This is a genomic window from Aliikangiella litoralis, from assembly GCF_052495765.1.
This window is the reverse complement of record NZ_CP199292.1, coordinates 4,865,937-4,889,797: the sequence shown is the minus strand read 5'-3', so window position 1 is coordinate 4,889,797 and position 23,861 is coordinate 4,865,937. Positions and strand designations below refer to the sequence as shown.

Below are 23,861 nucleotides of genomic sequence, written 5' to 3'. Positions count from 1 at the left end.
AAATGATAAAACTACATTGCACAAAAAAACTCCAAGATAAATTAACCTTCGATAACGAAGGGTTGCTACCGGAAGGTAGAGAAATACATAAAAGCATTGGCAACTTTATGCACATAAACCCATTGTCAGGTTGGCATGCTAATCTGCTTAAATTACATAGAAGGAATTGCATTTTGATGGTTCACAACCAAACAAGATTTCCTTTACTTTTAACTGGTTTAACAAAAAAAGAATTTAATGCGCTAGATTATGTTTTTGCTGATGCGTTGATGAATACATTGTTAAAGGTAGGAGCCGATGAAGATCAAATGTGGGCGGCGCAAGAAGCCTTAGCTCCATTATCTATTCAAGCAACTAATGACCGTTCTGTGCAAGGTACACTTAATCAAATGAGCGGAGATATAGAGCATTTACTCTATTTTGATAATGTTAATGTTATGGATGTATCACCTTATAGAGCATCTGCCTGGTTAGCTGATCGGCCATGTAACGTTAAAGGTCAAAAAGATTGCATTTGGCCTGATAAAGCGATGCTCCAGTTGTTAGATCTGATTGGGAATAATGTTATGAATGCAGATAGGCGATAAAAGTCAAAATATAACAAAACAAAAAAAGCATAATCAAAAGTTTAAAAATATATTGAGTAGTGTTATGCCTGATTGGGGAAAACGCCGAAATCTACTGGATCGATCGCCATTGGCATATGAGGATTGGGATTACTAATAAAAAGTAAAAAACAGAAAAATGCTCTTAATTGGAGCAATTTACTTTCACCATTGAGAAGAAAATCAAAAACTAAGGAATCTTCTTCAAAAACTGGGGAAGGACGGGAAGAAATAGAAATAGATTTTGATAGAATATTGTTTGCCGCACCAACCAGGCGGCTTTCCGATAAAACTCAGGTATTTCCTTTAGATAAAAACAACTCGGCTCGAACAAGGTTGACGCATTCACACGAAGTAGCAAATTTAGCCCGTTTGCGGTTACAATAGGATGTATTAGATTTATTTATATTTGAAATGATTACTTGTGAATAAAAGAATAAATATTTATTAATATAAGTTGATTTCAATTGATGAAAACTTACCCAAAACTCTTTTTATGAATTAAAGCCAAGAGACAGGACAGTCACTTTTTAAAAGCGAGAGCAATATTCAATCCAAACAAACTACCATTCGCCAATTCCCCAAAAAATGGTTAAACTCACCCCAAAAAACAAACATCAATATAACCCATGAACCAACCATTCTGCCAATCCACCACTTTCACCTTAGATAAAGCCCACTTCCAAGAATGTTTCGAGCAATCATCCCAGCCTGTTCAAAACAAAGATTACCGCAAAGCGGCTATCATTGGCGCTATTGGTATCGCCTTAATGTTTATAGAAGCTGAACACTACTATATTCCATTCTTTTTAATCGGTTTGGCAATCCTTGAGGTTTTTAGTGTTCTGTATCGTCAAACATGGTGGGTGTGGCGTCAGTTAATGGGCAAATCCGGTTATAGCCAGATTAAGCTCATTATCGACGAAAAGGGAATAACAACTGAATCAGAACATGTGAATACACAAATTTTTTGGAGTGACGTGAAGGCTGTTGAAAAAACGTCAAAAGGGCTTTTGGTTGTGCATGAGGGCGGGAAGAATTATCTTTCTAACAGCCATCTAAATGAAGAGATAATCGAGTTTATTCTAAAACACAATAAATAGGCAGCAATATTTCGTTGTCATACTCCCGCATGGCAATGCATAAGTGAGTATAGTATTGAGTGAGGTATGGATTCCCACGCAGGAGCATGGGAACCAGAAAAGCGCCAACTCAGAAGAATTGATTTCGATCAGCGTATGCAAAACAAACTTCTATAAACTGTTAACCTTAACACTTCATAAGGAAACACTAATGACACTCAAAGTAAGCAACTTTATGACTAATAAGGTACACACGGCTCATTCTGAAGATGGCATTAGAGAAACTTTTTTCCGTATGCGTGAACTAACCGTTCGCCACTTACCAGTAGTTGATGATAACAATCAATTGGTTGGAATTATCAGTGATCGCGATCTCCGCCGTCCCAACTGGGTTGACGAAGCGCCTGACTTATCTCATATCTATCGACTTGATGATGATATTCAAGTAGGCGATTTAATGAGTAAAAATGTAGTGGTTGCTCACACTTACGAGTCTATTTCAAAAGTGGCTAAAGTGTTGCTAGAGCATCGCTATGGCGCGTTACCTGTGCTCAATAAAGCAGAGGAGCTTGTTGGTATATTATCTGCATTCGATCTATTAAAAGCACTTGATTCTATATTGAATGAACAGAAAAGTCGACGTAAAGTCGCTGTTAAGGCTTAGTATTTGTTTCAGAGGATTCAGTTTTATTTATTCGTCAAGGCAACAAAATGAATATTATTTTGATTAATCATTATTTTGTTGCTAGCGGTTTAAAAACTACACTGAGTTGTTAATAAACCTAATTATCTCATCGGCCACAAGGTTTGGATTAGATAAAATAAATACGTGACCGGTATTTTTTAGTTCTTTAAAAACAGCTTTGGGCAGCAATGTTTTTAAATGAGCGATTTGTTCTGCTGTGACTAACTCATCTTCGCTTCCTCGCAGAACTAAACAAGGATGATTTAATTGGCCCAAATGATAATATCCTTCAGTTTGCTCTTCCAGCACACCACTTCTGAATAATGCAAGAACGGTTTTTTCAAAACCAGGTAATAAAAATTGAGACATAAACTTATTAACAAAACGCCCATCATCAATGAAAGAATAACGTTTTCGACGTCGTCGCTTAAGCATAGGAATAACATAGGTGCGATTAAGCAACTCTCCCAATAATGGAATTTTAAATAGTTTAACCATGGGGACATTAGCAGTAAAATTAACCAATGGTGCGGTGAGAATAATATGGTTAAAGCGAGCAGGATAATCATTAATCAGTGAGGCGGCGATTGCAGCCCCCAGTGAATGCCCAAAAATATGCATTGGTGAGTCAACATCAAGAGAATTAAATTCTGTAGGTTTTAGACTAATTAAATCAAGTAGTTCGATAATTTGTTGCTTAAATAGATTGACATCATAAACAGAGTCTAGTCGTTCTGAATAACCATGCCCCATTAAGTCAACTGTTAGGGTTTTAAATCCCGCCTGATTTAAATAAGGACGAAGTCGATCAAAAATCCAACCTGAAACCGTTGCACCGTGGAGTAATAATAAAGTTTCGCCTATGTCCGGGCCATCAATTCGATAATGACAGATTCCAACAGACAACTGAGCATATTTCTGTTCACCAGGCAAATTATTAACTGAAAAGGACATTGAAAATGAGCCCGAGCATTAGGATTTATCGAATACACCATTTTAACATAGCTTGCGCTGGAAAGAGAAAGCTGAGACGCTAACCATTATAAAGCTAAATCAAAATAAGCTGCGATACTGTAGCTGGAAAAGTAGCTTGCTAATTTGGGATAAGCCCCAAAAACTCCATCGCAAACTATTTTGATTTAGCTATTTTTTTGCTCTCACGCAGAAGCCTGTGAACCAGGAAAACTTTTTTTCAGTTGTCGTTTTATCGGATATTTAAGCACATAAAGATTGATGTGGTTTTGTTTTGTTATCTAACGCGCGAAAATTATTAAAATTCGCGCAACTTGGGTTTAACTTATTGTATTTACAAACATTAACGATAGGATCTCTTTCGAAATTAGAGCATCGGGCTCATAATTTTCATATCTAAAATAAGATAAGGATATAAATACAATGTTTAAACTAAAAGTAGCTCTGGTGAGCATACTCATTGGGCCTCAGGTGTGTGCCCATGAAAATGCTGTGAGAATAGAAAGTAGTTATATGATGGCGGCAAATGGCGCAGAAAGTACAAATTACGATTACTTTTATAATTTAAGAGATTTACCCAACCAGCCCTTTCGTCAATATGCTTATTTAAAAGATGATCGTGTATCGGGGGATGGTTCACATGCTCTTGTTAGGCACTCAACATCAGTGAAGCATCCAAGTAAGTACACTGGTACAGTCAATTTTCAATGTGATGAATTTTATACAAACGGTTCAGTTGATGGTGGAGGTTCTAATTCTGATGAGATCCCAAGCTATTATGGAACCTTGTATTGCAGTAACAAATGGGGATATATATTCAAAGTTGATAGCGAAAGCTATCTTAAAATAAATATCAGTGGGGGCAGTAGTGCTTTTCCAATAGGAAATGGTCATCGCTCTTTTAGTGTTGGCAGACCTAATCTCAGCTCTCCTGTCGGAACGATTCAATATGCACAAAAATATTCAGGAGGTTTAGAGCACCCTTATCCCGATCACGAACCAGGAGGATATATTGGTTATTTTGTTGATAATGTTACATCCGTTGGTGGAAGGATTGACCCTGGAGTGCACCAAATGAACTTTACACTTTCTGATGGAGCAGGATCTGGTGGAATACCACCACAATTCAGAAATGCCAAATTTAAATTAAGCTGGAATATCTTTTCTAGTCGGTATTCCCTGACGGCACAAAGAAACTCAGATAATTTATATGACGCACAAGACAATGTTATTGACACTGTCATAAACGACAGTAGTGGAACAGGTAATTCTGTCTATTCTATGGACAAACGTGCTCGATGGACAAGCGAGTATTTGCCTATTGATATTAGTAACAACTATAAGCTAAGTGGGCGTTTTAAAGCTGAATCTGATGATGGCTCTTTTATTTATTTTGGTATCGAGAGTTACGATGAAAATTATCAACTGATAGACTCAATGGGTAGTAATCGGCGCGGAACCGATGGCGTCTTCGAGTTGCTTTCCGGTAATATCTTAATGTTCAAAGGAGCGGTTGAAGGTTGGGCCAATAACGATTCTAACCCAGTCAAACGTGGGCTTGGGATTTATTTCGACGGAAATTTAAGCAAACGACCTGACTACATTATACCACTAACGACAGAAGGTGCTTATCAATCAGTCGACAGCCATAGTATTCGTTTACTCAATGAATTACCCGAGGAAGTTGCTTCTCAGCTGGTGCCTGGAGTGACGGTATTTAAAAACCATCAAAAAAGTAGTTCACACATTTATATTGCAGGTGAGAATATTAATCAAGAGTGGACATCGTTTGAAAGAAATTTTTCAGGTATAAGTTGGCAAAACAGTCATTCACAATTTCGCCCTGAAACTAAATATGTAAAAATTTATGTTGCAGGGAATTGGAATCACAATGACTCAAACAGTAGCAAGACGCTATTATTTGATGACTTGATCTTGGAAAAGTTAAATTAAAAGGAATCTGTGGGGTATTTGAGTAAATTTGCATACATTTAGCAAACATTACGATGATTATGCATCACCTTATTGCTGTTAATGCTCCAATAACAATATAACATCATACCCGCTGATTACGGCGGGTATGATTGAATATTGAAAATTTTGTACTGGTTTCACTTTAAAGTCTGGTTATATATTAATAATAAAACTTAAAACAAAGGGAGCTGCTGCAATGTCTAACTTCCCAGCATTGTAACTGACTTCCACGCGAGAGCATACTAATCAGAAACTTTGCGTTATTTAAGCCACCACTAAGGTTTCGGTATTAAAGTCGAAGGATCAGAAGGTTCAGGATCATCTGCCTCGTCAGCCACATCCACGGATTGTCCTATCACTCGTTCAACTAGAAAAATAATTAACTGGATCAACAAAAAACCGCCAGCTAACCCCATTGCAATATTTATAATCAAATCGATATTCATTTATTGTCTCCTCACGGTAATACTTCCATTGCCGAAAACACGCACTCGATAAGAACGATTAAACCCTGGGGTGGATACGTTAACAGAAAATTTAACAGCCGCAGCATAAGGACAACAATCGTCGCAACCGGATACGCCTCGCTTTCGAGTGTCGGCAGCTATTGCACTTACTCGCCAATTGGCTGTTCGCCCGATTGTACTTTCATGGTAACCAGTCACATAAACATAAGCACCAACAACATCACAACCGTTGGTTTCTGCCGCTACTCTTACTTCAAAACTTTGACTGATATAACCTAAGCCAGAAAAAAGAGCATAGGTTCTAAGTCTAAACTTTCCTATACTTCTTGAAACATCAGTAAAAGGACAAACTTGAGCGACTTGTTCGTTTTTTTCACAATCCCATTTAAGGTTAGTGGCTGATTGAGAGTTGATAGTGATATCACCATCACCAGCATAAGTTGTTGCAAGCCAGCGGGCTCCGTTGATAACTGCTCCGGGATCTATTGGCATTATTAACCCTCCGAAAAATTATTTTTAGGCGTTATTCATCCATGTGATACTAAAAGTCACACATAAAAACTGATGTGTCAAATTGCATTGCCCTAATAATTCTTTTGTTTATCTCAAGTTTGAATTTTATAAATAATATATCAATGGAGATAAGGAGTTAGGTTGGTAAGTTTTATAAAATGTTCTGCTTCTGAGAATTAGTTTTGGTTCACTGCCGCATAGAATATTTAACACAAAGAGTCAGCATATCCATGTTATAAGCTTTTCTCCATAACTAACAATACATCAAATTCTTACCCAACGTTATAGTGATTTAGCTATATGTCAAGGTTATAGGATATGAAGTGAGCAGATATCAGCCTAAATCAAAGTTGAAGAAGAGGAGTCAAAAGACTCTGAAGCTGCACATATATCTGAAGTTCTTGGCTATATGATTATGGGGGATTAGCTAGGGTGAGCAAATAACATCGATCGAAAAGTTAATCTATGTGTTGAAAACTCCGAGCATGCTCGGAGTTTTCTTTGGACTTAACTTTATTTATTGGCGTTTTTATTATGTACTGAAGAATATAAGATATTCTTATTCAATAATATATAATTAAGTGGATACGGTTTCTTTGGGGCGTTCAAATTTTTCTAGTATTGAATAAAGGTAAATCACAATTATACAAAGCAGGGTGCACGTAATATATACCCAGGGACCACTCAGGTAGTCTAAAATTAAGCCTCCGCCAAGAGGCGCCAGAGCAAACCCTAATGAGTAAAACGATGTTGCACCAAAGTAGGCGCCTCTAAGATGTTCTGGTGCTAGTCTGTCAATATGAACATTCATTGTTGGAAAAAGAATAGTTTCGGCAAGGCTCATTATAATGATTGCACCAATCCATCCCCAAAATAAGTCAACTGGATTAGTTGCCATCCAAGCTTGGGATATAGTGAGTAACCCCAGCCCAATTTGAATTCGTTTAACCAAGGGAATTTTGGCCATTAGTTTAAGTAAGATAAACTGACTACTGATGATAACCAGAGCATTAGTTAAAATCATTGAAGAAATTAACTCTAATAATTTTGGTGTTTCTGCTCGTGTTAAATATTGAATGAGAGTTGAATCCATTTGACCATAAATAAACATGCATAATATATTGGCTAAAATGAGGCACTGTAGTAAATGGTCTTTAAGCAAGAGTTTTATTGTATCAGAAAATTGACTTTTCTTTGGCTGTGTTTGATGAGCATCTTTTTCAACCGATGAATCAGTTTCTTCAAGCTTTATTGTTTTTGGAATAACTGTTTTGGGCGTAATTGTTTTTGAAGATTTGACTGGTAAAGTCCGAAACCCAAAAATCAGTAATACCAACAGTAAAGCAAAAGCGATTGCCGTTATGTAAAAAGAGTGTGGTTCTCCAGTTAACCCAAGCCATAAACCAATCATTGGGCCAATTGCAGAACCAACATTAACCATAAAATAAAGTGACTGCATGGCAAGCTCACGAGTTTGAGTTTCTTTAATAATGTCGCCGATTAGTGCTGATGTCGCTGGGCGCCATATTTCTGTTGCGATTGAGCAGAGGGTTATAACAACTGCATAACCTAATATAGAGTTGATGTTAGCTAGTAAGCTAAATGAGAATATATAAAGTACGCCACTAAAATACATGATTTTTTTTCTTCCAAACCTATCGGATAAGGTTCCACCAATAAATCCGACTAATACCGATGTTAATGCGGCGAGTGTTAATAGTGTACCAATTGCTGTTGCTGAAATACCGAACTTATTGTAGAGAATGACTGAAAGAAAAGGCCATACCATATAGTAACTCCCACGGGTAATGAAAGCGCCAAATAGTAGAATCCACATTAATTCTGGAAATTGTTTAACTCTGGCTATTGATACGTCACTATGCATATTATTATTCCAATAAAAAACTTCTACACCAACTTTATATAACATATTGGGATTCAACATAAATCAATTTTAGTTATGAAAACTTTATTGTGTTTGTGTTAGTTAATAGAAAAGTTTGGCAAAAGCTTTGTTATTACTTTATTTGATATTAGTCAGTCTATCATTTTTTATTGTTATTGAGTAAAGTGATAGTCAGTGTCAATGGAGCTCGATAAAACCTAAGAAAATAGTATGAAGAAACCGATTAATCATAATAAAATTGTTGTTTTCACTGGCGCAGGAATAAGTGCTGAAAGTGGATTAAAAACATTCAGAGATTCAAACGGATTATGGAATGAGTATTCTGTTAATGAGGTTGCTACTCCCAAAGCATGGTCGAATAATCCCGAGTTAGTGTTGAATTTTTATAATGAGCGTAGAAAAGAAATTTGTAATACAAGACCCAATGATGCGCATCTATGGATAGCAAAACTTGAAGAAAAATATGAGGTTGTTGTTGTTACTCAAAATATTGATGATCTTCATGAAAGAGCGGGATCTAAAAATGTTATTCATGTTCATGGAGAAATTACCAAAGCTCGAAGTTCTCAAGACTCTAATTTTGTTACGACTATCGGATATGATGATATAAATATTGGGGAAACCGCAGCAGATGGAAGCCAATTAAGACCCGATATTGTTTGGTTTGGTGAAGCCGTGATGAATTATGATATTTCGCGCGAGCATTTTTCTACAGCCAAAAGAGTTTTAGTGGTAGGGACATCACTTAGTGTTTTTCCGGTGGCTGGTTTATTGAAAAAGGCCCGATATTCTGCTGAAAAAGTGATTGTTGCTTTTGATATTGAAAAGAAACCTTATGGGTATCATTTTGTTCGTGGAAAAGCAACAGAGATAGTTCCTTATATTTCTAAATGCTGGCTTGCTGGGCGAAGAGCTGTGTAGTTAAGTTGTATTAGTTAAGTTGTATTATTTAAGTAAATCAATATATTTAATCTTGGTGTGATTGAGTAGCTCATTTTAAATAGCTTTTGATAATTGATATTATCTGTTCTATCTCTTCATTTCGCTGTTGTTCTGATATCTCTTTTGCACCTAAATGTTCGCGTAAATGACCTTCTAAAACTTCTTTCATTAATCCATTGATTGCCCCTTTAATTGCTGCAACTTGTTGTAATATCAGTTGGCAGTCACTTTCATTTTCTAATGATTTTTCTACGGCTGAAGCTTGTCCCTTTATTTTGCGAATTCGGCTAAGGAGCTTTTTTTTGCTTGAGACAGTGTGAGCCATTTGTTTTCTATTATCTTTTGATTTTTAGTATACTGGGGTATAGTATATTAGATAGTTTCAATTATAGCCAGAATATCGCTTAAAATTAGTATAAATAGGAAAAAGCATGCAAAGCAATTTGAATGTTCAATGGTCGCATTCTCACAACTTTGGTATTGATAATCAAAAACGTGAAAGTAAAGTCAAAGCCGTTTTTTGGTTAACGACGGTAATTATGGTTTTAGAGATAGTCGCAGGTACTTGGTCGGGATCAATGGCATTGCTGGCTGATGGTTGGCATATGGGGACTCACTCAGCTGCTTTTGCTATTACCATTTTTGCTTATAGCTATGCTAAAAAACATGCTAATAATAAAGATTTTAGCTTTGGAACAGGCAAAGTGAATTATCTGGGTGGTTTTGCAAGTGCTGTGGCCCTTGTTATTGTTGCTTTAATGATGGCGATAGAGTCTATACAAAGGTTAATGGAGCCACAGTCAATATATTTTAGTGAGGCAATTGCTGTTGCTATTATTGGTTTGAGTGTCAATGTTATTTCTGTTTTTTTACTTCATGATGACCATCACCATCATCATCATCATCACCATGATCATGGTGATGGTCATCATGAGCATTCACATAGTCATGATCATAATATAAAAGCGGCTTATTTTCATGTTTTAGCAGATACATTGACTTCTATTTTGGCTATTTTTGCTTTGTTGGCCGGAAAATATTTTGGCTTAATCTGGATGGATGCTGTCATGGGAATTGTTGGGGCTGTGGTTATTGCGCGATGGGCATATGGATTGATCCGAGAAACCAGTCATGTTTTACTTGATAAATCAGTAGCCTCTAACTCGATGACAAAAGTAGTAGAAGCCATTCATAATAATAATGATGAAACAATTATTAAAGATCTTCATATTTGGCAGATCGCTCAGTCACATCAGGCAGCAATATTATCAGTTGAAAGTCAGAGGCCTCTCAGTATTGATGAGTATGCTTTTTTACTTAAAGATTGCTTACCGAAACTGTGTCATATATCGGTTGAAATACATAAAAAATAGACATAATAATGATTGAGTTGATATTACTTGCCATAGCCTTAAGTATGGATGCTTTTGCAGTTTCAATAGGTTTAGGCTTTGAACAAAAGAAAAAAATAATTTTTCTTGGATTAATGTCTGGTGTTTATTTTGGCATATTCCAAGCTTTAATGCCCTTGATTGGTTATTGGGGAGGGAAAGGTGTTATTAAAGTTGTTGAGACCTATGCTCCACTCGTTGCATTTATATTATTACTATTTATTGGTGGAAAAATGATTATTGAATCATTTTCTGATGGTATAGAAAATGATATTAAAAAGGTAACACATAGAGTTATGTTAGTGTTGGCCATTGCGACAAGTATTGATGCAATGGCTGCAGGCTTTGCATTAACTTTGTTGAAAGTAAGTCCGCTTGTCGCTTGTAGTATTATTGGGTTAACAACATTTATATTCTCTTATGTAGGTGTATTCATTGGTGCGAAAAGTGGTAAATGGCTTGAAAGCAAAGCGGAACTATTTGGTGGAACTGTACTTGTTCTAATTGGTATTAAAATACTTATGAGTTAATTTTTAGTCGCAAACGAGAGATGTTAAGTCGTATAAACTACCTTGTATAACGCATTTTTTTCTATTACTCTACAATTAGAACTTTACTTAAAAAAACAGGGCGTTTGTTCTATGACTAATTATAGACTCAATATAGTGTTTATATTTTCAATCATTTTTTCACTATTAAATAATGTTCTACTCGCAAGTACTATTTCACCAAAAACACCTGTACATGAGTCTATTACCCGTTCAGCGAAAAACTGTTTTGACAACGCATTACTCAAGGGCGAAAAAATAAAACAATGCAAAATGGTTATTTTAGGTGAAGACCATCATATTAATATGGATTGGATAAAGCCAGCAGAAGATGAAGAGCAAAACTTTTTTGTTAGCTGGTTTAAAGATCCTTTAACGATTTATCCATCATTAGAAAAAGCGGTACGCTGGCCTGATGAACCTACCAATGATATTAATGCGGTTGGTATCGTGAAGTTTGGCGCAAAAATGTTAAGTGACTGCAATGTTGTTGCAAAACAAACAATTGGAGGAAAATTAAATATTAATTCTGGGTTACTGTGTAATTCTCACTTTGGAGATATGCAGTTTATGCATGCTCAAGCCAGTTCAATTAATGAGCCTGCTATTGACACATACCAAAAAATATTTGACTGGGCTCAGTTTTTATTTAGTGTTGCATCTGGACATATGTCTGAATTGCAAATGGATACTAATTATTGTGATTTCTTTAAAAAGGATACTCTTTTTCATCGCTCAATGTTACCAGGTCAAAATTTAGTGCCTTGTGATGATTCTAAAAGTTCCAAGTGGAAACTGACAACTTTATTTACTTTTAACTGTCCAAACCCTTTTTCATCAAAAAACTGTTATGAAATCAGTTCATTTCATAAGTATGATAAGTCACGGATTTATGCAACAGGTGCTTTGCTGCATTTAATACAAGATTCTTTTTCGCAAAGCCACACAGAAAGAGGAAGGTGTGAAGTTAAAAATAAAAAAGTTTTAGCTAAAGCTGAATGTTTGCCTATTACTACTTTTACTACTTACAAAAATCAGGAAAACCACGCTGATGCAGATAGAATGCCTATCTTCGCAAAATCATGTGAAAGCTCGACTACTATTGATGATCCAATTACCGCCTCAGCTAAGGCTTTATGGCATATTCATCATAAAAGCAAATTAGAAGATTTTATGAGTGATTTTTATCGAGTATTTGGTAAAGAGGATGATGTTATAGGAAATATAAGAAACGCTGAACTTGGTCAATGCTTTGTTAAAAAGCTATAGAATTTAAGTGACTTTAGGAATACTCATTACCTTTAAGCGCTTGCTTTTGCTTTTTTTGTAGTTAATCTCTCGTGTTGACTTAAAAAATAAACTTGAGTTAAATGATGGTTTTTATTTGCCCGCTGTAGAATACCTAATCGTTTGAGCCATATTCGTCTCTTAATAAACTCCAATAAAAGCTCAATTATGGACTAATATAAGTTAAAGACTAAGTGCTTTAACGGTCTTCCGTTTTTATTTTATTAGATAATATCTCGTGTTCAATAAAATTCGTACAGCGTGGCAGCTACCACTAATAGAAAAAATATGGTTTTTAGTACTGTATCCATACAGTGGCTTGGTTCGTGCTGCAGTTTTATTTATTCCGTTTAGATATTGGGTCGGGTTATTAGGTGTACATTATACCAACGTGCAATTATCAACATTAACCAATCATTCCCAAGAAGTCATGGCAAGACGCATTGGTCGAGTTATAGAATTGACCGCTCGGTATACTATTTGGGAGTCAAGGTGTCTTGTGCAGGCTTTAATGGCTAAAACCCTTTTGCGTTTCTATGGAATACCCTATGTCATATACCTTGGAGTGAAGTTGCCTGAAGAGACTGTAAAAACAATGGGGGCTCACGCATGGACAAGTGTTGGAAATTTGATAATAACTGGTAGAAAAGGATATAAGAGTTTCGCTATTGTGAGTGTTTTTGTTGAGCCAGAAATACTGAGCAGGCAAATTAAAGCGGTAACAAAGTAACTATCGGCAATTAATTATAAATAAAAAGATATGAATAATAGAAACTTGATTTGTTTAGTGGAGGCTTGTAAAGCCTTTTTTGCTTTTTCGCCAAAGAAACAAAGTTTAATCTTTTTATTCATGTTTCTTCAAGGAGCAACTGCCGGTATTGGCGTTTTGTTTATTATTCCTTTATTACAGATAGTTGGTATTGATGTTACTGGTTCTACCCAGTCAAATATTTCAAGTGTTGCTAATCAGATATTTCAGCTGTTTGGCGTTAGCCCTAACTTAATCATTGTTTTAATGAGTTATATATTAATTGTTAGCACCATTGCTTCTTTGCATTATATACTTTCAATAATGAAGTCAGAAGTTCAACAGGGCTATATTGTTTATCTGCGTAATAAGTTATACCGAAGTTTATTAGGAAGCAACTGGCAGTTTATTACAGAACATAAAATGGTTAACTTTTTTCAAGGGTTAACGGTTCAGATCCAATCGGTTGGGCACGCTTCTAGTCTGATACTTTCGCTGATTAGCCAGTCGATACTCACGCTTGTTTTGATTGGATTGGCCTTTCTTTTGTCTTGGCAAATGAGTCTTTTAGTTATGGGTTGTTTGCTCTTGCTATTAGTAGCACTTTTACCTTTAAATCGCACGATTTATGGCTCAGGTAAAACTCAGCTACTAAATTTTAAAGTTATCTTTCAAATGATGAGCGAACAGTTAAGCAGTTTAAAAATGATTAAAAGTTTTGCCAGTGAAACGTTATTTGCTGACAAAATGCACAAGGTAAGCTTAGAGTTAGAAAATCAAAATATTAAGTTAGCTCGGGCTCAAGCATTAACACAATGGATCTATATGGTGGGGGCCGTTGTTGCTTTTAGCCTTTTTTTTTACACGGCGCAAAACCTGTTAACTGTCCCTTTATCAAACACCTTACTTTTATTGGTTGTTTTTTCTAGGCTATTGCCACAAATCTCAGGGTTGCAAAAAAATTATCAACAGTTGTTGCATAAAATTCCAGCATTTAATGATGTGAATAATATTATGAATCAATGTCGGTTAGCTCAGGAGTTAACAGTTAAAACAAAGGCTTGTCCTAAATTGCATCAATGTATTCGACTAGAAAAAGTCACTTATTGTTATCCCAATAGAAAAATACCTGTTATTCATAATTTGTCTGTAGCAATTAACAAAAATCAAACAGTTGCATTGGTTGGGCATTCGGGGGCTGGTAAATCGACTTTGGCTGATTTAATTGCGGGACTTATCGAGCCGAAGTCTGGAAGTATTTATTGTGATGATACTTTATTAGTTGGAGATGTTCGACTGGCATGGCGTAAAGGTATTGCCTATGTCACTCAAGATGTGTATTTATTTCATGACACTATCAGAGCAAACCTGACCTGGATTTCTAACGAATTCATATCTGATGAAAAGCTATGGCAAGTGTTGGATATGGCGGCAGCCGCGGATTTTGTTTCTCAACTAGTTAGCGGGCTTGAAACGGTTATCGGTGATCGAGGTATACGGCTTTCTGGTGGAGAGCGGCAAAGATTAGCTTTGGCTAGAGCCTTATTGACAAAGCCTCAGTTGCTGATATTGGATGAGGCGACCAGTGCACTGGATCATGAAAATGAGCGAAAAATTCAGTTAGCTTTGGAGAAATTGCATGGCCAATTAACGATTGTTATTATCGCACATCGGAAAACCACTATTGCTCATGCTGATAAGTGCATCCATTTGGGAGAAAAAAATAAAAATAAGACTGCTAAAAAAGAAGCAGTGTGATCAGCTTATTTTATTTTGAGATACTTGTAAAAACATTAAACAATTTGTGTTGAGGAAAGCTATGTTGTGACCTATGCTCAATAATGAGCTTACTATAAAAATTATTACTTAATTGATAATGCAACGAATATTAGGGTTTCACTATTACAAGGTTTTTAATTTGGTGCTTGCTTCGCAAGTGGAGTGTCCCGAATTGATTTCAGTTGACAAACAAGCTGCTGATATAACCGTGTTTATAGGTCAGGTTCCAGATAGCCTTGAGACGATAGAAAGACAAGAAAAAAACAGACAGGTTAACGCGACACAACTATTATTTAAAGTAGAAGATGTCGCTACTTTCTTGGTTGAAAATGGTAATCAAATTACTATCACTCCAGACTCCCCATCGGCCTCTTTTCATCAAATAAGGCTTTTTTTGTTGGGGAGTGCTCTTGGTGCAGTCCAGCATCAACGTAATCGATTAACTTTACATGCGAGTGCATTAACTAATGGTTCTGATGCGATCGTTATTTGTGGACGTTCTGGAGCGGGTAAATCGACAACCGCGAATCAACTGCTCAAACATGGATATCAGCTGATTAGTGATGATCTGGCCGTTATTGATTTTAAAAGTGATGGTGCATGGGTTATGCCTGCTTACCCTCAAACAAAAGTTTGGGCTGATGCAGCAAAAAAATTAAATATCAAAACAGAACGCTTAAAACCTGTAAGAGAAGGTGTTGATAAGTTTGCTTACCCGCTACAGAAGCAATTTTGTAGTATTCCTTGCAAAGTCACAAGTGTTATTGTTTTAGAAAAAAGTCCAATTAACGACGTACAAAAGCTAAGCATGACGAGTATGGAAAAAATGTTTTGTTTAAAAAAACATACTTATAGAAAAAAATTTTTAAGCTTTAAGCAACTTCGAAAAAACTTTAAGAATTGTGCTGAATTGATCGATAAGGTTCCAGTCGTTAAGCTAAAAAGACCTGAGGTTGTAAATAGTTTAACTGATGTTCAACAGTTTTTAATCAGTTTAACTGAAGCGTAATAGTACGCAGGAGAAAAAGGATGAAAAATAAAATTTCAATAGATGCTGTTGTTTCACGTAAAGAAAATATATTAGATTGTATTATTGATAATGAGATGGTGTTGATGTCAATTGATACTGGGCAGTATATTAATTTGAATAAGCAGGCGTCGGCAATTTGGAGCTTGCTAGAAAGTCCAAAAGTTGTCTCGAATATTGTAGAAGAAATGCAGCAACTCTTTCTTGTAGAGCATAAAGAATGTGAAACGGATGTCCTTTCGTTTATAGAAAAGCTTAAAGGTGAAAAGTTGATTGTTTTAGGTTAAAAAGCCACTGTGGGTATATCATAAATTAATATAGAGTTAGATTAAATATAGTTTTAGATTTATAAATCCAAGGACTTGTATATGGATAAAGAAGCTAGAGAGCAATATGATAAGTTAGATAAACTGAGTGATCTAACTATCAATAATGGCCTGATTGCTTCGCTTGATGGCAAGTTGAAGACTAATAAAGATAATGCTCAATTACTCAAGTTCAAAGCAGAATTATTACGAAAATCAGGTCAATTGGAAGCGGTTAATGATGTCTATAAACAACTTGGTATAACCAATAACCCCATCAAATTAAATTCTCACAGTGATCAATTAATTAACCCTGATTTAAGGGTTTTAAATTTTAAGTCGATACAAGTAGATATGGAATATTCGACTGTACCATTAGTTGTTATTGATGACTTCTTAACTTCGGAATCAATTAATCTTATCTTAGAACATGTATTAGCACATAAAAATGATTTTAGAAAAGCTAATATTGATTCAAATAACCCATATTATGCTCCTAACAAGCGCGCGACTATGGTGCTTGATGAGCTTGCACAATATAAAAATTTATTTGCTGACTTTTGGGCTAATAACTTCGATTCAATTTGTGAAATGCTTGGTATTTCATCTTTTAAAATGAAAACTGGTGAAATGAAAATCACTAATCATATCAATGGTGGTTTTTTTCAAACTCATGCCGATAATACCACGCTTTTTGGGGATTCTAAACGGGTAATATCATGGTTGTATTATTTTTGTCGGCAACCTAAACAATTTAGTGGTGGTGATTTGTTTGCATTTGATACCGATGTAGAGAACCAGTTTTATAAGGAAGGAAAATTCACTAAAATTGAAGCAAAGCATAACCGTTTCATTGCAATGCCAAGCTGTTATTATCATGCTGTTTCTCCTGTAATAATGCCTTCGGGGGATTTTGAAGATGGTAGAATGGCTGTGGCTGGACATATACGATTTATGGAAAAAACTCATTAGTATGGTAAAGCTTCCTGTTTTTGTACCAATTAAGTTTGTTAAAGCCGGACCTCATATATTAGTTCATCTGGTTGATGTGAGAAAAATTAACTTTGCTTATGGATTTATTCGTGATTCACTTAATGCATTACCCAATAAGATTTGCCCAGAAAAAATATTACCCTTAAGTACATGGTTAGCAGAAACCCCTCTGATAGAGTCTGAACTTTCTAGTATTGGTTTTTTATTTCATGTTTCTAGATGTGGTTCAACGTTGTTGAGTCAAAATTTAAAATCGACAAAACGCTTTTATGTTTTAGGTGAGCCTTCATTTTTTACCGCAATCTATAAAGTGGAAAGTGTTATTAGTCCTGATATACAAAGTGAGGTGGCACAAAAAACGTTACTTTCTTGGGGACAGTTGGCAAGAGAGAAAGGGCAGTCCTTAGTTGTAAAATTAACGAGTAATGCTTTAAACCAAAGAAAACAGATTAATCGTGATTTTTCAAATTCTCAAGTGCTTTTACTCGGTAGAGAACCAAAATCTGTTATTGAGTCATTAGTAAGAAAGCCTCCTCGTTATATTTCTGAGAATTTTTACTATGAAGGTTTACCTCACTTTTCTGTTGAGCTAGAGTCACAAACTGATGAATTAGTTTTACGTGCTAGTAAAATCTATCTTCAGTGCTTAAAGTCAATTTATAGTGCTGTATTAGAAGGTGAAAAATATTGTGACTATAATGATATTAATCAGAGATTTGACGAGATTGTTGCTTACTTTTCTTTGGGTAAAATAAATAAACGCTTTGGTTGGAATGATACTTGGGATTCAAAAAAAGGAGAATGGAAACAAAAAGTCTATCAGCCAGTTTGTGAAGAAAAGTTACAAAAATTTTGTCAAGCTAATCAGCCAATATTAGATTTACTATTAAAAGAATATGATAAATTGAGTGAGTTGGTTGAACTAAACTGCAAGGAGAGTTGATGAGTTCAATATTTGGCGTATTTGATAAAAATGCTCATGACCTTCCTGTTGAGTGGAACGAGCTTATGTTAAATGCTTGTGCTCCTTGGCCGAGAGATAGAGAGTCAAACATTCACAAGGGAGCCTGTTTTTTATCTTGTTTACAAAGATATAACACGCCTCAATCCCCATTGGCTAAACAACCTTATAGTGAAACTAATTCACTTTATCTTGTTTTTGATGGTCGTTTGGATAATAGAGTTGAACTGGCTCAGTTATTAAAGCTACCGTTTAATGATAAAACCACAGATGAGACATTAATTTTTGAAGCATTTCAAAAATGGAACACTGAAATTGGTAAGTACTTACTTGGAGATTTTTGTATTGCTATTTATGATAGCGCCAAACATGCACTTTTTGTTATTCGTGATCATTTAGGTGTACGACCATTATTTATCGCGTCGAACGATAATCATTTTGCGTTTGCTTCTAACAAGGCGGCTTTATTAGCGCTTCCTTGGGTGAAACCACAAATGAATGAACAGTGGCTAGCTGATTTTTTAACCGTGACTAAAGTAGACTATCATACGACATTTTATCTCGACATAGAATCTTTTTCGCCCGCACATTGGTTGTTGCTATCAAGTAATAAGCAAGAAGATAATACAGAGATTTATCAGCGATATTGGCAATTAGATTTTGATTATCAACTTCCTGAAATGTCTGAGGTTGAGTATATAAGTCAGTTTAAATCATTATTGTTTGAGTCAGTAAAATGCCGTTTGAGAACCTATGGTGAGCCTGCTTCTGAGTTAAGTGGTGGCTTGGATTCAACTTCAATTGCTGCTATTGCAGCAACATTATTAGAGAAAAAAACGATCCATGCCTACTCTCATGTAATGAGTGAAGAAACTAAAGGAAAAGTTTTTCCTTATGATGATGAAAGTGACTATATGAAAGAGCTGGTTAACTTGCATAGTAATATTAAACATTATCCAGTGACAAGTAACGGTTTAGGTATCATTGGTGCGATTAAGTATTCTATGAAAATTCACTCCGGACCTACCCGAAATGATTTAAGTCAATTCGGCGATGATTTATTTGGGCAAGTAAAAAACAATGGGCACCGGACTATATTGTCGGGGTTTGGTGGTGATCAGTTAGTGACCTCTTCTGGGAGTGGTTGGAATGAAGAGCTGGTTAGAAATGGACAGTGGCGGCTGTTTATAAGCTTGGCTGCTTCATTAACTGAAAATTGGCGACAATTTTTGAAAATCTTGATTTCTTCTATTGCTGTTTATAAATTTGGAGTGAAAGATCGAGCTAAAAAAAGGTTTGAGAAAAGTTGGCCAGATTATATTGCGCAATTGGGAGTCGAACGATATTTTGTAGAACAACAAGGCTATCCAAAGCGTTACTACGATAATCCAACAAGAAAGCATATTGGCAATATTAAACAACGTGAATACGATGTGATTAATTCGCCCCATGTTTTATATCGCTTAGAAGACTCTGCGGTTGGGGCTGCATCCTATGGGGTTGATTATCGTTATCCTTTACTTGATATCAGGCTATTACAATTTTGTCTGGCATACCCTTCTAAACTCAAAGTAACTAATGGGGTTAAGCGAAATATGATACGTCAGGCAATGATTGGAATTTTGCCAGATAAAATTCGTTTGCGTCATGATAAAAGTCGAGCAACTATTCCTACTGTTTTTCAGCGGATTTTAATAGATATAAAAAGCTTAAAAAAAGTTATCTCAACTTCTAAAGACTATGAGTTAGTAAGTTCTTATATTCATACAAAATACGTTGAGGATTGCTTGATAAATATTGCAGAACAACCAAATAATTCTACAGGGTTTAATCAAAAGATCTTTATTCGAACTATAGCGTTTTTGTTGTGGCAAAAAGTATCGCTATAACTTTTTTAATTCTGTTACTTTAGTCTATACTTATCTTGAATACTATATGGTTTTTTATTTGGAATTACTATTATGAAAAAAGAAGATCAAGAAATAACTACTGAAAATAATTTAACAAACAAAGATGTTTGGCAAAAGCCGGAACTATCGATTTTAGATGTTGAAAAGACCAAAGGTGGAGCAGGTATTGCCGATGAAGATACTACCAATTATGCATCTTAATTATCCAATTGCTTATTGTTAATTTACTGTTTAATAAAATGAAATAGGGCTATAGGCTCTATATCTAGGGTGTGCTGGTATTTTATTACTTGAGATTATCAAGTCATTTCTTTGAGTTTTACTGTGGTGGTAATAATTTTCCTTGAACTTGAGCTTTTTAAAAATATTATCAGGGAGCGATAATCGCTCCGCAAACAAAATTATGATCTCGATGGATATAACCCCATTAAAGCAATACAGAAAGGTATCACCAAAAATGGTTGTCGGTTTTCATGAGCTTGACCACCTCCTGAAGTTGACAACATTTCTAAAGACATATATATTTTTTGTGTAGAAGCTGCATCTTTAACATAGGGCCTAAAAGTTGGGACATTATCTATACCTGCCATTAAAGTATTAGAAGGCTCACCACTAGTACCAAGCGCTCGCATAACATTAGCCGCATGATTATGAGTTGGTAGCTGCGCCTCGCTTAGAGTCACCATTGGTGTTCCACTTCGCTCACCTAAGCGATAGTAGCTTAAACCAGGCCCTCTACCTTCAGCAAGTGCTGCTCGTGATACTAAGTTAGGTAATCCCATCGTTGTGCGTCCATCTCCACCATAAATTGTGCCTATAAGAGAAAATAATGCAGTATTTTCTGCTATGGGTAATAGCTGGCCATCACAAAATGCCCAACCTCTGGGTGCAAAATTATATGGAAACAAGCGTATTTCGCCTATAAAAGGTTCTGCCATTGTTTTGTCCTCATTGTCTCGATGGGTAAATGCCGTGTAATGCGATAACAAAGTTAAGCGCCATAGAAGGCATTAAGTTTGTATGAGCGGAGTTAGCGCCCGCATTTTGAACGGCTTCTGGTAATAATTCTGTCTGATTAGTAGAATCTGGCGCAACGTAATAAAGTGTCGGGTCAAGGTTTGCTAACATTTCACCACTTGGCATAGGGCTGGTTGCAGGGTTTTTCGAGGCTTGCATAGGATGATTGTGGGGTGGAATTTGGTTAACCCGCAGTGTGACATCTTCGACTCCTGTTCTTTGCCCGATAGGTCTATTACTTAACCCTGGCCCTTGCCCTTGATGAACGGGAAGGCGTCCACGAAAGTCGGGTAAACCAAAAGTGGTTCTTCCATCTCCTCCATAGAAAGTGCCTAAAAGAGAAAACAAAGCATCATTTTGACTAACACTCAAAAGTTGTCCATCACAAAACGCCCAGCCGCGAGGAGCAAAATTAAAACCAATCAGTTTTATTTGCCCAATATAAGGTTCTGACATTGTTTAGCTCCTTAGTTTCTAGAAGGAAAAAGACCTTGCAAGGCGATACAAAAATTGACGACCTGAAGGGGTTGTACATTAGTATGAGATTGGCCACCGCCCGTAAACGAGCCACTAGCACTATTTAGTTGAGTGAGATTAGCGGCATTCGTATAAAAATTATCACCATCAGGATCAATCCCAAAAGTTCTATCATTCTTGGGGCCATTGGCATTACCTGGACTGGTACTAGCTTGAAATGCATGAGTATGTGCAGGCATGGTTGCAGTAGTGATAGTCACATATTCTGCACCGTCTTTTGCTCCTCGCGAAAGTCCGTCTCCGTGATGAACAGGTGTTCGCCCTCTCATATCAGGCAGTCCAAAACTGGTACGCCCGTCGCCACCAAAAGTTGTGCCAAGCAGTGCATAAAGTGTTTGATTTTGATTAATGGGCAATATTTGGCCGTCACACTTTGCCCAATTGCGCGGAGCGAAATTAAAACCAAAAAGCTGGATTTCTCCAATAAAAGGTTCTGACATTTTTTACTCTCCTTTGTCTTATACAGTATTACTTGTAGTCTTATTTTTTCAATTAGGGGCTACCAGCAAACCAATATTCCGCACACATTTATACCTGAATAGAATGGCTGATAGCTACCCTCAAGAAGGTTAGTTATACAATTTCACGGTTGATAATAATTTCATATTCGGTCTCACTATTAGGGCAAACAAACAGAGGGAGAGAGCCAAACAGTTTATGGTTTAATTCGTAAGTTCCTTGAGGGAGTTCTGGTTTGTTTTCACAAGTTAAAACGGCTGAGAATACTTCGCGTTTTTCACTATGTTCAATGCCTGTATTAACTTCGCTGAGTGTAAACTCAATTTCATTTTTTTCATTATCAACAATAGTTACTTTTTCACCTAAAATAGTTTGAAGATTTTTATAGTTAAATTGTTCCATTATATAGTCCTTCTATCCGCTATGAGTAACGACCTAAAACTGAAAATATTAAATAAGTCTATTTACTTTTAGACCACTTGTTTTAAAAAAACAATTTTTAGTTTAAAAGGAGTCATTATTTCTTTTAAAAATCTCTAAAATGAATTATTTTGCAAGCTTTGTTTTTTATATGCATTTTAATATTGATTGAATGCTAAGGTGATTAATTAATTATTCCATTCCATTAGCAAATAAACGTCACCTTCTTTTATTGGCTTAAACCCTAACCGCTCATAAAGTCGGCGTGCAGGATTAAAGTTTTCAACATGAACTCTTACTGGTAGTTTTAGCTCTCTGGCTTCATCAAATATTTTCTCCAAAAGATAGCTGCCAGTACCTTGATTACAATATTCTGGCAGTAAAGCGATATCTACAATCCTGAATTCATCATTCCTACGGTCCAAGTATAGGCGACCAATATCAATCCCGTCTTTTGTTATAATCGAATACTCTGCTTCGTTGTAATGTTGTTGGTAATAATGGTGTTGGGCATTGAACTGCATTTGAATGAAATCATCTTTTTGTTGCTTACTCCAATTTAATACACCTAGCTCCCGTTCACGAGAAGCGCCATAAACTTGTTTAAGAAAGTCTATATCTGTTTCGGTAAAGGTTCTTAATGTAATCATTATGGTTTCCTACAAATTTTATTTTTCTAAAGTAATTTCTATTATTGAAAGTAAAAGCGACAGTAAGTACATAAACTTAAATAAAAAATTAACGAATACCCTATTTTTAAACTGAGTCTTCAATAACACACTATCATTACTATAGTAAAAATTTCAATAAATAAAATAAAAGCAATTAGCTTTATGACTGACCCGCTTATAGAAAAAATATTTAATAGCACTTACCAGATAGAATCAATATTGGCTGATGGTGGAATGGGAGTTGTTTATATTGCTCCAGAACAAATTTCAGGTGAAGGTCATATTGATACAGATGAGATATTTATGCGCTAGGGACTATTCTCTACTTTATGCTGACCGGGCGAGTACCATATCAGGGAAGTAGTGGTGAGATCATTATGCATAAACAATTGCCTGCCTTGCCTGAGCCGCTTGAACGAAATAAGCTTAAAGGTTCTGATGCTGTTATGTTACAGCCTGTGATTGAAAAAGCCATGCTGCTTGAAGCAGAACAGTCAAGCCTTCGGTGGCTGCCAAAAAGGTAGTCAAGTCGTTCAAGTTGGAAAGATTTCTAAAGCGCTGCCAAGGCTATTATTATTGTTAGTGGGCTTATGTCTTATTGCGGAGAGTGCTTGGTTTTATAAGCCACTACGTTATCAGCCATTAAAACAGGCCAGAGTTCA

Annotated in this window: 29 protein-coding genes; 19 read left to right on the top strand and 10 right to left on the bottom strand. The window is 35.9% G+C overall.

All coding sequences use genetic code 11. The annotated features are described in order from the left end of the window. Positions 1 to 2 precede the first annotated feature (2 nt). The 4 genes from ACT5E3_RS20360 (at position 3) to ACT5E3_RS20345 (ending at position 2,351) form a co-directional block, all read left to right on the top strand. Entirely contained in the window at positions 3 to 587 is a 585-nt protein-coding gene (locus ACT5E3_RS20360) for a DUF6933 domain-containing protein (protein ID WP_444995399.1), read from the top strand. 123 nt (positions 588 to 710) lie between these two features. Beyond that, entirely contained in the window at positions 711 to 992 is a 282-nt protein-coding gene (locus tag ACT5E3_RS20355) for a hypothetical protein (RefSeq protein ID WP_444995398.1), read from the top strand. A gap of 242 nt (positions 993 to 1,234) precedes the next feature. Then, positions 1,235 to 1,708: a YcxB family protein gene (locus tag ACT5E3_RS20350; RefSeq protein WP_444995397.1), complete on the top strand. Its 474-nt coding sequence runs from the start codon at positions 1,235 to 1,237 to the stop codon at positions 1,706 to 1,708. Between the two features lie 190 nt (positions 1,709 to 1,898). Beyond that, positions 1,899 to 2,351: a CBS domain-containing protein gene (locus ACT5E3_RS20345; protein ID WP_444995396.1), complete on the top strand. Its 453-nt coding sequence runs from the start codon at positions 1,899 to 1,901 to the stop codon at positions 2,349 to 2,351. 96 nt (positions 2,352 to 2,447) lie between these two features. On the opposite strand, the gene ACT5E3_RS20340 is transcribed toward ACT5E3_RS20345, so the two are convergent. After that, positions 2,448 to 3,326, bottom strand: a complete 879-nt coding sequence (locus tag ACT5E3_RS20340; RefSeq protein WP_444995395.1) for an alpha/beta fold hydrolase — start codon at positions 3,324 to 3,326, stop codon at positions 2,448 to 2,450. Positions 3,327 to 3,767: 441 nt separating this feature from the next. Here ACT5E3_RS20340 and ACT5E3_RS20335 point away from each other — a divergent pair, with 441 nt between their 5' ends. After that, positions 3,768 to 5,297 (top strand): hypothetical protein, encoded by a 1,530-nt coding sequence (locus ACT5E3_RS20335; protein WP_444995394.1) that lies wholly within the window; start codon positions 3,768 to 3,770, stop codon positions 5,295 to 5,297. Between the two features lie 296 nt (positions 5,298 to 5,593). Here the strand turns inward: ACT5E3_RS20335 and ACT5E3_RS20330 are convergent, their stop codons facing one another. The 3 genes from ACT5E3_RS20330 to ACT5E3_RS20320 all read right to left on the bottom strand — a co-directional run bounded on the left by ACT5E3_RS20330 (position 5,594) and on the right by ACT5E3_RS20320 (position 8,228). Beyond that, positions 5,594 to 5,764 (bottom strand): hypothetical protein, encoded by a 171-nt coding sequence (locus ACT5E3_RS20330; protein WP_444995393.1) that lies wholly within the window; start codon positions 5,762 to 5,764, stop codon positions 5,594 to 5,596. After that, entirely contained in the window at positions 5,765 to 6,277 is a 513-nt protein-coding gene (locus ACT5E3_RS20325) for a hypothetical protein (RefSeq protein ID WP_444995392.1), read from the bottom strand. A gap of 598 nt (positions 6,278 to 6,875) precedes the next feature. Then, positions 6,876 to 8,228 (bottom strand): MDR family MFS transporter, encoded by a 1,353-nt coding sequence (locus ACT5E3_RS20320; protein ID WP_444995391.1) that lies wholly within the window; start codon positions 8,226 to 8,228, stop codon positions 6,876 to 6,878. A 186-nt stretch (positions 8,229 to 8,414) separates the two neighbouring features. Here ACT5E3_RS20320 and ACT5E3_RS20315 point away from each other — a divergent pair, with 186 nt between their 5' ends. Continuing rightward, entirely contained in the window at positions 8,415 to 9,125 is a 711-nt protein-coding gene (locus ACT5E3_RS20315) for an NAD-dependent deacylase (protein ID WP_444995390.1), read from the top strand. 70 nt (positions 9,126 to 9,195) lie between these two features. Here ACT5E3_RS20315 and ACT5E3_RS20310 read toward each other — a convergent pair whose 3' ends face one another. Beyond that, positions 9,196 to 9,471, bottom strand: a complete 276-nt coding sequence (locus ACT5E3_RS20310) for a metal/formaldehyde-sensitive transcriptional repressor (RefSeq protein WP_444995389.1) — start codon at positions 9,469 to 9,471, stop codon at positions 9,196 to 9,198. A gap of 106 nt (positions 9,472 to 9,577) precedes the next feature. On the opposite strand from ACT5E3_RS20310, the gene dmeF reads away from it, so the two are divergent. The 11 genes from dmeF (at position 9,578) to ACT5E3_RS20255 (ending at position 20,296) form a co-directional block, all read left to right on the top strand. Beyond that, positions 9,578 to 10,519, top strand: coding sequence for a CDF family Co(II)/Ni(II) efflux transporter DmeF (gene dmeF / locus ACT5E3_RS20305; protein ID WP_444995388.1), 942 nt, complete (start codon positions 9,578 to 9,580; stop codon positions 10,517 to 10,519). Between the two features lie 8 nt (positions 10,520 to 10,527). Continuing rightward, positions 10,528 to 11,067 (top strand): manganese efflux pump MntP, encoded by a 540-nt coding sequence (locus tag ACT5E3_RS20300; protein WP_444995387.1) that lies wholly within the window; start codon positions 10,528 to 10,530, stop codon positions 11,065 to 11,067. A 111-nt stretch (positions 11,068 to 11,178) separates the two neighbouring features. Then, entirely contained in the window at positions 11,179 to 12,354 is a 1,176-nt protein-coding gene (locus ACT5E3_RS20295; protein ID WP_444995386.1) for a hypothetical protein, read from the top strand. 256 nt (positions 12,355 to 12,610) lie between these two features. Beyond that, on the top strand, positions 12,611 to 13,102 hold the full coding sequence (locus ACT5E3_RS20290; protein WP_444995385.1) for a lasso peptide biosynthesis B2 protein: 492 nt from the start codon (positions 12,611 to 12,613) through the stop codon (positions 13,100 to 13,102). A 30-nt stretch (positions 13,103 to 13,132) separates the two neighbouring features. Then, positions 13,133 to 14,878: an ABC transporter ATP-binding protein gene (locus ACT5E3_RS20285; RefSeq protein WP_444995384.1), complete on the top strand. Its 1,746-nt coding sequence runs from the start codon at positions 13,133 to 13,135 to the stop codon at positions 14,876 to 14,878. Between the two features lie 193 nt (positions 14,879 to 15,071). Further along, a complete protein-coding gene (locus ACT5E3_RS20280) occupies positions 15,072 to 15,908 on the top strand; it encodes a hypothetical protein (RefSeq protein ID WP_444995383.1) in 837 nt (278 codons plus the stop codon). Positions 15,909 to 15,928: 20 nt separating this feature from the next. Beyond that, positions 15,929 to 16,213, top strand: a complete 285-nt coding sequence (locus ACT5E3_RS20275) for a PqqD family peptide modification chaperone (RefSeq protein WP_444995382.1) — start codon at positions 15,929 to 15,931, stop codon at positions 16,211 to 16,213. 81 nt (positions 16,214 to 16,294) lie between these two features. Next, entirely contained in the window at positions 16,295 to 17,203 is a 909-nt protein-coding gene (locus ACT5E3_RS20270; RefSeq protein WP_444995381.1) for a 2OG-Fe(II) oxygenase, read from the top strand. Continuing rightward, positions 17,151 to 18,167 (top strand): hypothetical protein, encoded by a 1,017-nt coding sequence (locus ACT5E3_RS20265; protein ID WP_444995380.1) that lies wholly within the window; start codon positions 17,151 to 17,153, stop codon positions 18,165 to 18,167. The genes ACT5E3_RS20270 and ACT5E3_RS20265 overlap by 53 nt, the downstream gene beginning before the upstream one ends. Beyond that, entirely contained in the window at positions 18,167 to 20,074 is a 1,908-nt protein-coding gene (locus ACT5E3_RS20260) for an asparagine synthase-related protein (protein ID WP_444995379.1), read from the top strand. Before ACT5E3_RS20265 ends, ACT5E3_RS20260 begins: the two co-directional genes overlap by 1 nt. A 72-nt stretch (positions 20,075 to 20,146) precedes the next feature. Continuing rightward, positions 20,147 to 20,296, top strand: coding sequence for a paeninodin family lasso peptide (locus tag ACT5E3_RS20255; RefSeq protein ID WP_444995378.1), 150 nt, complete (start codon positions 20,147 to 20,149; stop codon positions 20,294 to 20,296). Between the two features lie 200 nt (positions 20,297 to 20,496). Here ACT5E3_RS20255 and ACT5E3_RS20250 read toward each other — a convergent pair whose 3' ends face one another. The 5 genes from ACT5E3_RS20250 to ACT5E3_RS20230 form a co-directional block, all read right to left on the bottom strand. Continuing rightward, positions 20,497 to 21,033 (bottom strand): phage tail protein, encoded by a 537-nt coding sequence (locus tag ACT5E3_RS20250; protein WP_444995377.1) that lies wholly within the window; start codon positions 21,031 to 21,033, stop codon positions 20,497 to 20,499. Positions 21,034 to 21,043: 10 nt separating this feature from the next. Beyond that, on the bottom strand, positions 21,044 to 21,568 hold the full coding sequence (locus ACT5E3_RS20245) for a phage tail protein (RefSeq protein WP_444995376.1): 525 nt from the start codon (positions 21,566 to 21,568) through the stop codon (positions 21,044 to 21,046). Between the two features lie 11 nt (positions 21,569 to 21,579). Next, complete coding sequence (locus tag ACT5E3_RS20240) at positions 21,580 to 22,089, bottom strand: phage tail protein (protein WP_444995375.1); 510 nt, start codon at positions 22,087 to 22,089, stop codon at positions 21,580 to 21,582. Positions 22,090 to 22,222: 133 nt separating this feature from the next. Beyond that, on the bottom strand, positions 22,223 to 22,510 hold the full coding sequence (locus tag ACT5E3_RS20235; RefSeq protein ID WP_444995374.1) for a DUF6916 family protein: 288 nt from the start codon (positions 22,508 to 22,510) through the stop codon (positions 22,223 to 22,225). A 206-nt stretch (positions 22,511 to 22,716) separates the two neighbouring features. Further along, positions 22,717 to 23,178: a GNAT family N-acetyltransferase gene (locus ACT5E3_RS20230; RefSeq protein WP_444995373.1), complete on the bottom strand. Its 462-nt coding sequence runs from the start codon at positions 23,176 to 23,178 to the stop codon at positions 22,717 to 22,719. A 183-nt stretch (positions 23,179 to 23,361) separates the two neighbouring features. On the opposite strand from ACT5E3_RS20230, the gene ACT5E3_RS20225 reads away from it, so the two are divergent. Next, positions 23,362 to 23,511 carry a hypothetical protein gene (locus tag ACT5E3_RS20225; RefSeq protein WP_444995372.1) on the top strand — a complete coding sequence of 50 codons (150 nt, stop codon included), beginning with the start codon at positions 23,362 to 23,364 and terminating at the stop codon, positions 23,509 to 23,511. Positions 23,512 to 23,576: 65 nt separating this feature from the next. Further along, the gene (locus ACT5E3_RS20220; RefSeq protein WP_444995371.1) at positions 23,577 to 23,723 is read left to right on the top strand and encodes a hypothetical protein; all 147 of its coding nucleotides are present in this window, start codon (positions 23,577 to 23,579) and stop codon (positions 23,721 to 23,723) included. The last annotated feature ends 138 nt before the right edge of the window (positions 23,724 to 23,861 follow it).

What these genes read in the sequence shown, in the direction of transcription:
- ACT5E3_RS20360 (WP_444995399.1), top strand. Translation starts at nt 3, where the DNA reads ATGATAAAACTACATTGCACAAAAAAACTCCAAGATAAATTAACCTTC.
- ACT5E3_RS20350 (WP_444995397.1), top strand. Translation starts at nt 1,235, where the DNA reads ATGAACCAACCATTCTGCCAATCCACCACTTTCACCTTAGATAAAGCC.
- ACT5E3_RS20345 (WP_444995396.1), top strand. Translation starts at nt 1,899, where the DNA reads ATGACACTCAAAGTAAGCAACTTTATGACTAATAAGGTACACACGGCT.
- ACT5E3_RS20340 (WP_444995395.1), bottom strand. Translation starts at nt 3,326, where the DNA reads ATGTCCTTTTCAGTTAATAATTTGCCTGGTGAACAGAAATATGCTCAG.
- ACT5E3_RS20335 (WP_444995394.1), top strand. Translation starts at nt 3,768, where the DNA reads ATGTTTAAACTAAAAGTAGCTCTGGTGAGCATACTCATTGGGCCTCAG.
- ACT5E3_RS20330 (WP_444995393.1), bottom strand. Translation starts at nt 5,764, where the DNA reads ATGAATATCGATTTGATTATAAATATTGCAATGGGGTTAGCTGGCGGT.
- ACT5E3_RS20325 (WP_444995392.1), bottom strand. Translation starts at nt 6,277, where the DNA reads ATGCCAATAGATCCCGGAGCAGTTATCAACGGAGCCCGCTGGCTTGCA.
- ACT5E3_RS20320 (WP_444995391.1), bottom strand. Translation starts at nt 8,228, where the DNA reads ATGTTATATAAAGTTGGTGTAGAAGTTTTTTATTGGAATAATAATATG.
- ACT5E3_RS20315 (WP_444995390.1), top strand. Translation starts at nt 8,415, where the DNA reads ATGAAGAAACCGATTAATCATAATAAAATTGTTGTTTTCACTGGCGCA.
- ACT5E3_RS20310 (WP_444995389.1), bottom strand. Translation starts at nt 9,471, where the DNA reads ATGGCTCACACTGTCTCAAGCAAAAAAAAGCTCCTTAGCCGAATTCGC.
- dmeF (WP_444995388.1), top strand. Translation starts at nt 9,578, where the DNA reads ATGCAAAGCAATTTGAATGTTCAATGGTCGCATTCTCACAACTTTGGT.
- ACT5E3_RS20300 (WP_444995387.1), top strand. Translation starts at nt 10,528, where the DNA reads ATGATTGAGTTGATATTACTTGCCATAGCCTTAAGTATGGATGCTTTT.
- ACT5E3_RS20295 (WP_444995386.1), top strand. Translation starts at nt 11,179, where the DNA reads ATGACTAATTATAGACTCAATATAGTGTTTATATTTTCAATCATTTTT.
- ACT5E3_RS20285 (WP_444995384.1), top strand. Translation starts at nt 13,133, where the DNA reads ATGAATAATAGAAACTTGATTTGTTTAGTGGAGGCTTGTAAAGCCTTT.
- ACT5E3_RS20275 (WP_444995382.1), top strand. Translation starts at nt 15,929, where the DNA reads ATGAAAAATAAAATTTCAATAGATGCTGTTGTTTCACGTAAAGAAAAT.
- ACT5E3_RS20270 (WP_444995381.1), top strand. Translation starts at nt 16,295, where the DNA reads ATGGATAAAGAAGCTAGAGAGCAATATGATAAGTTAGATAAACTGAGT.
- ACT5E3_RS20265 (WP_444995380.1), top strand. Translation starts at nt 17,151, where the DNA reads ATGGTAGAATGGCTGTGGCTGGACATATACGATTTATGGAAAAAACTC.
- ACT5E3_RS20260 (WP_444995379.1), top strand. Translation starts at nt 18,167, where the DNA reads ATGAGTTCAATATTTGGCGTATTTGATAAAAATGCTCATGACCTTCCT.
- ACT5E3_RS20255 (WP_444995378.1), top strand. Translation starts at nt 20,147, where the DNA reads ATGAAAAAAGAAGATCAAGAAATAACTACTGAAAATAATTTAACAAAC.
- ACT5E3_RS20250 (WP_444995377.1), bottom strand. Translation starts at nt 21,033, where the DNA reads ATGGCAGAACCTTTTATAGGCGAAATACGCTTGTTTCCATATAATTTT.
- ACT5E3_RS20245 (WP_444995376.1), bottom strand. Translation starts at nt 21,568, where the DNA reads ATGTCAGAACCTTATATTGGGCAAATAAAACTGATTGGTTTTAATTTT.
- ACT5E3_RS20240 (WP_444995375.1), bottom strand. Translation starts at nt 22,089, where the DNA reads ATGTCAGAACCTTTTATTGGAGAAATCCAGCTTTTTGGTTTTAATTTC.
- ACT5E3_RS20235 (WP_444995374.1), bottom strand. Translation starts at nt 22,510, where the DNA reads ATGGAACAATTTAACTATAAAAATCTTCAAACTATTTTAGGTGAAAAA.
- ACT5E3_RS20230 (WP_444995373.1), bottom strand. Translation starts at nt 23,178, where the DNA reads ATGATTACATTAAGAACCTTTACCGAAACAGATATAGACTTTCTTAAA.
- ACT5E3_RS20225 (WP_444995372.1), top strand. Translation starts at nt 23,362, where the DNA reads ATGACTGACCCGCTTATAGAAAAAATATTTAATAGCACTTACCAGATA.
- ACT5E3_RS20220 (WP_444995371.1), top strand. Translation starts at nt 23,577, where the DNA reads ATGCATAAACAATTGCCTGCCTTGCCTGAGCCGCTTGAACGAAATAAG.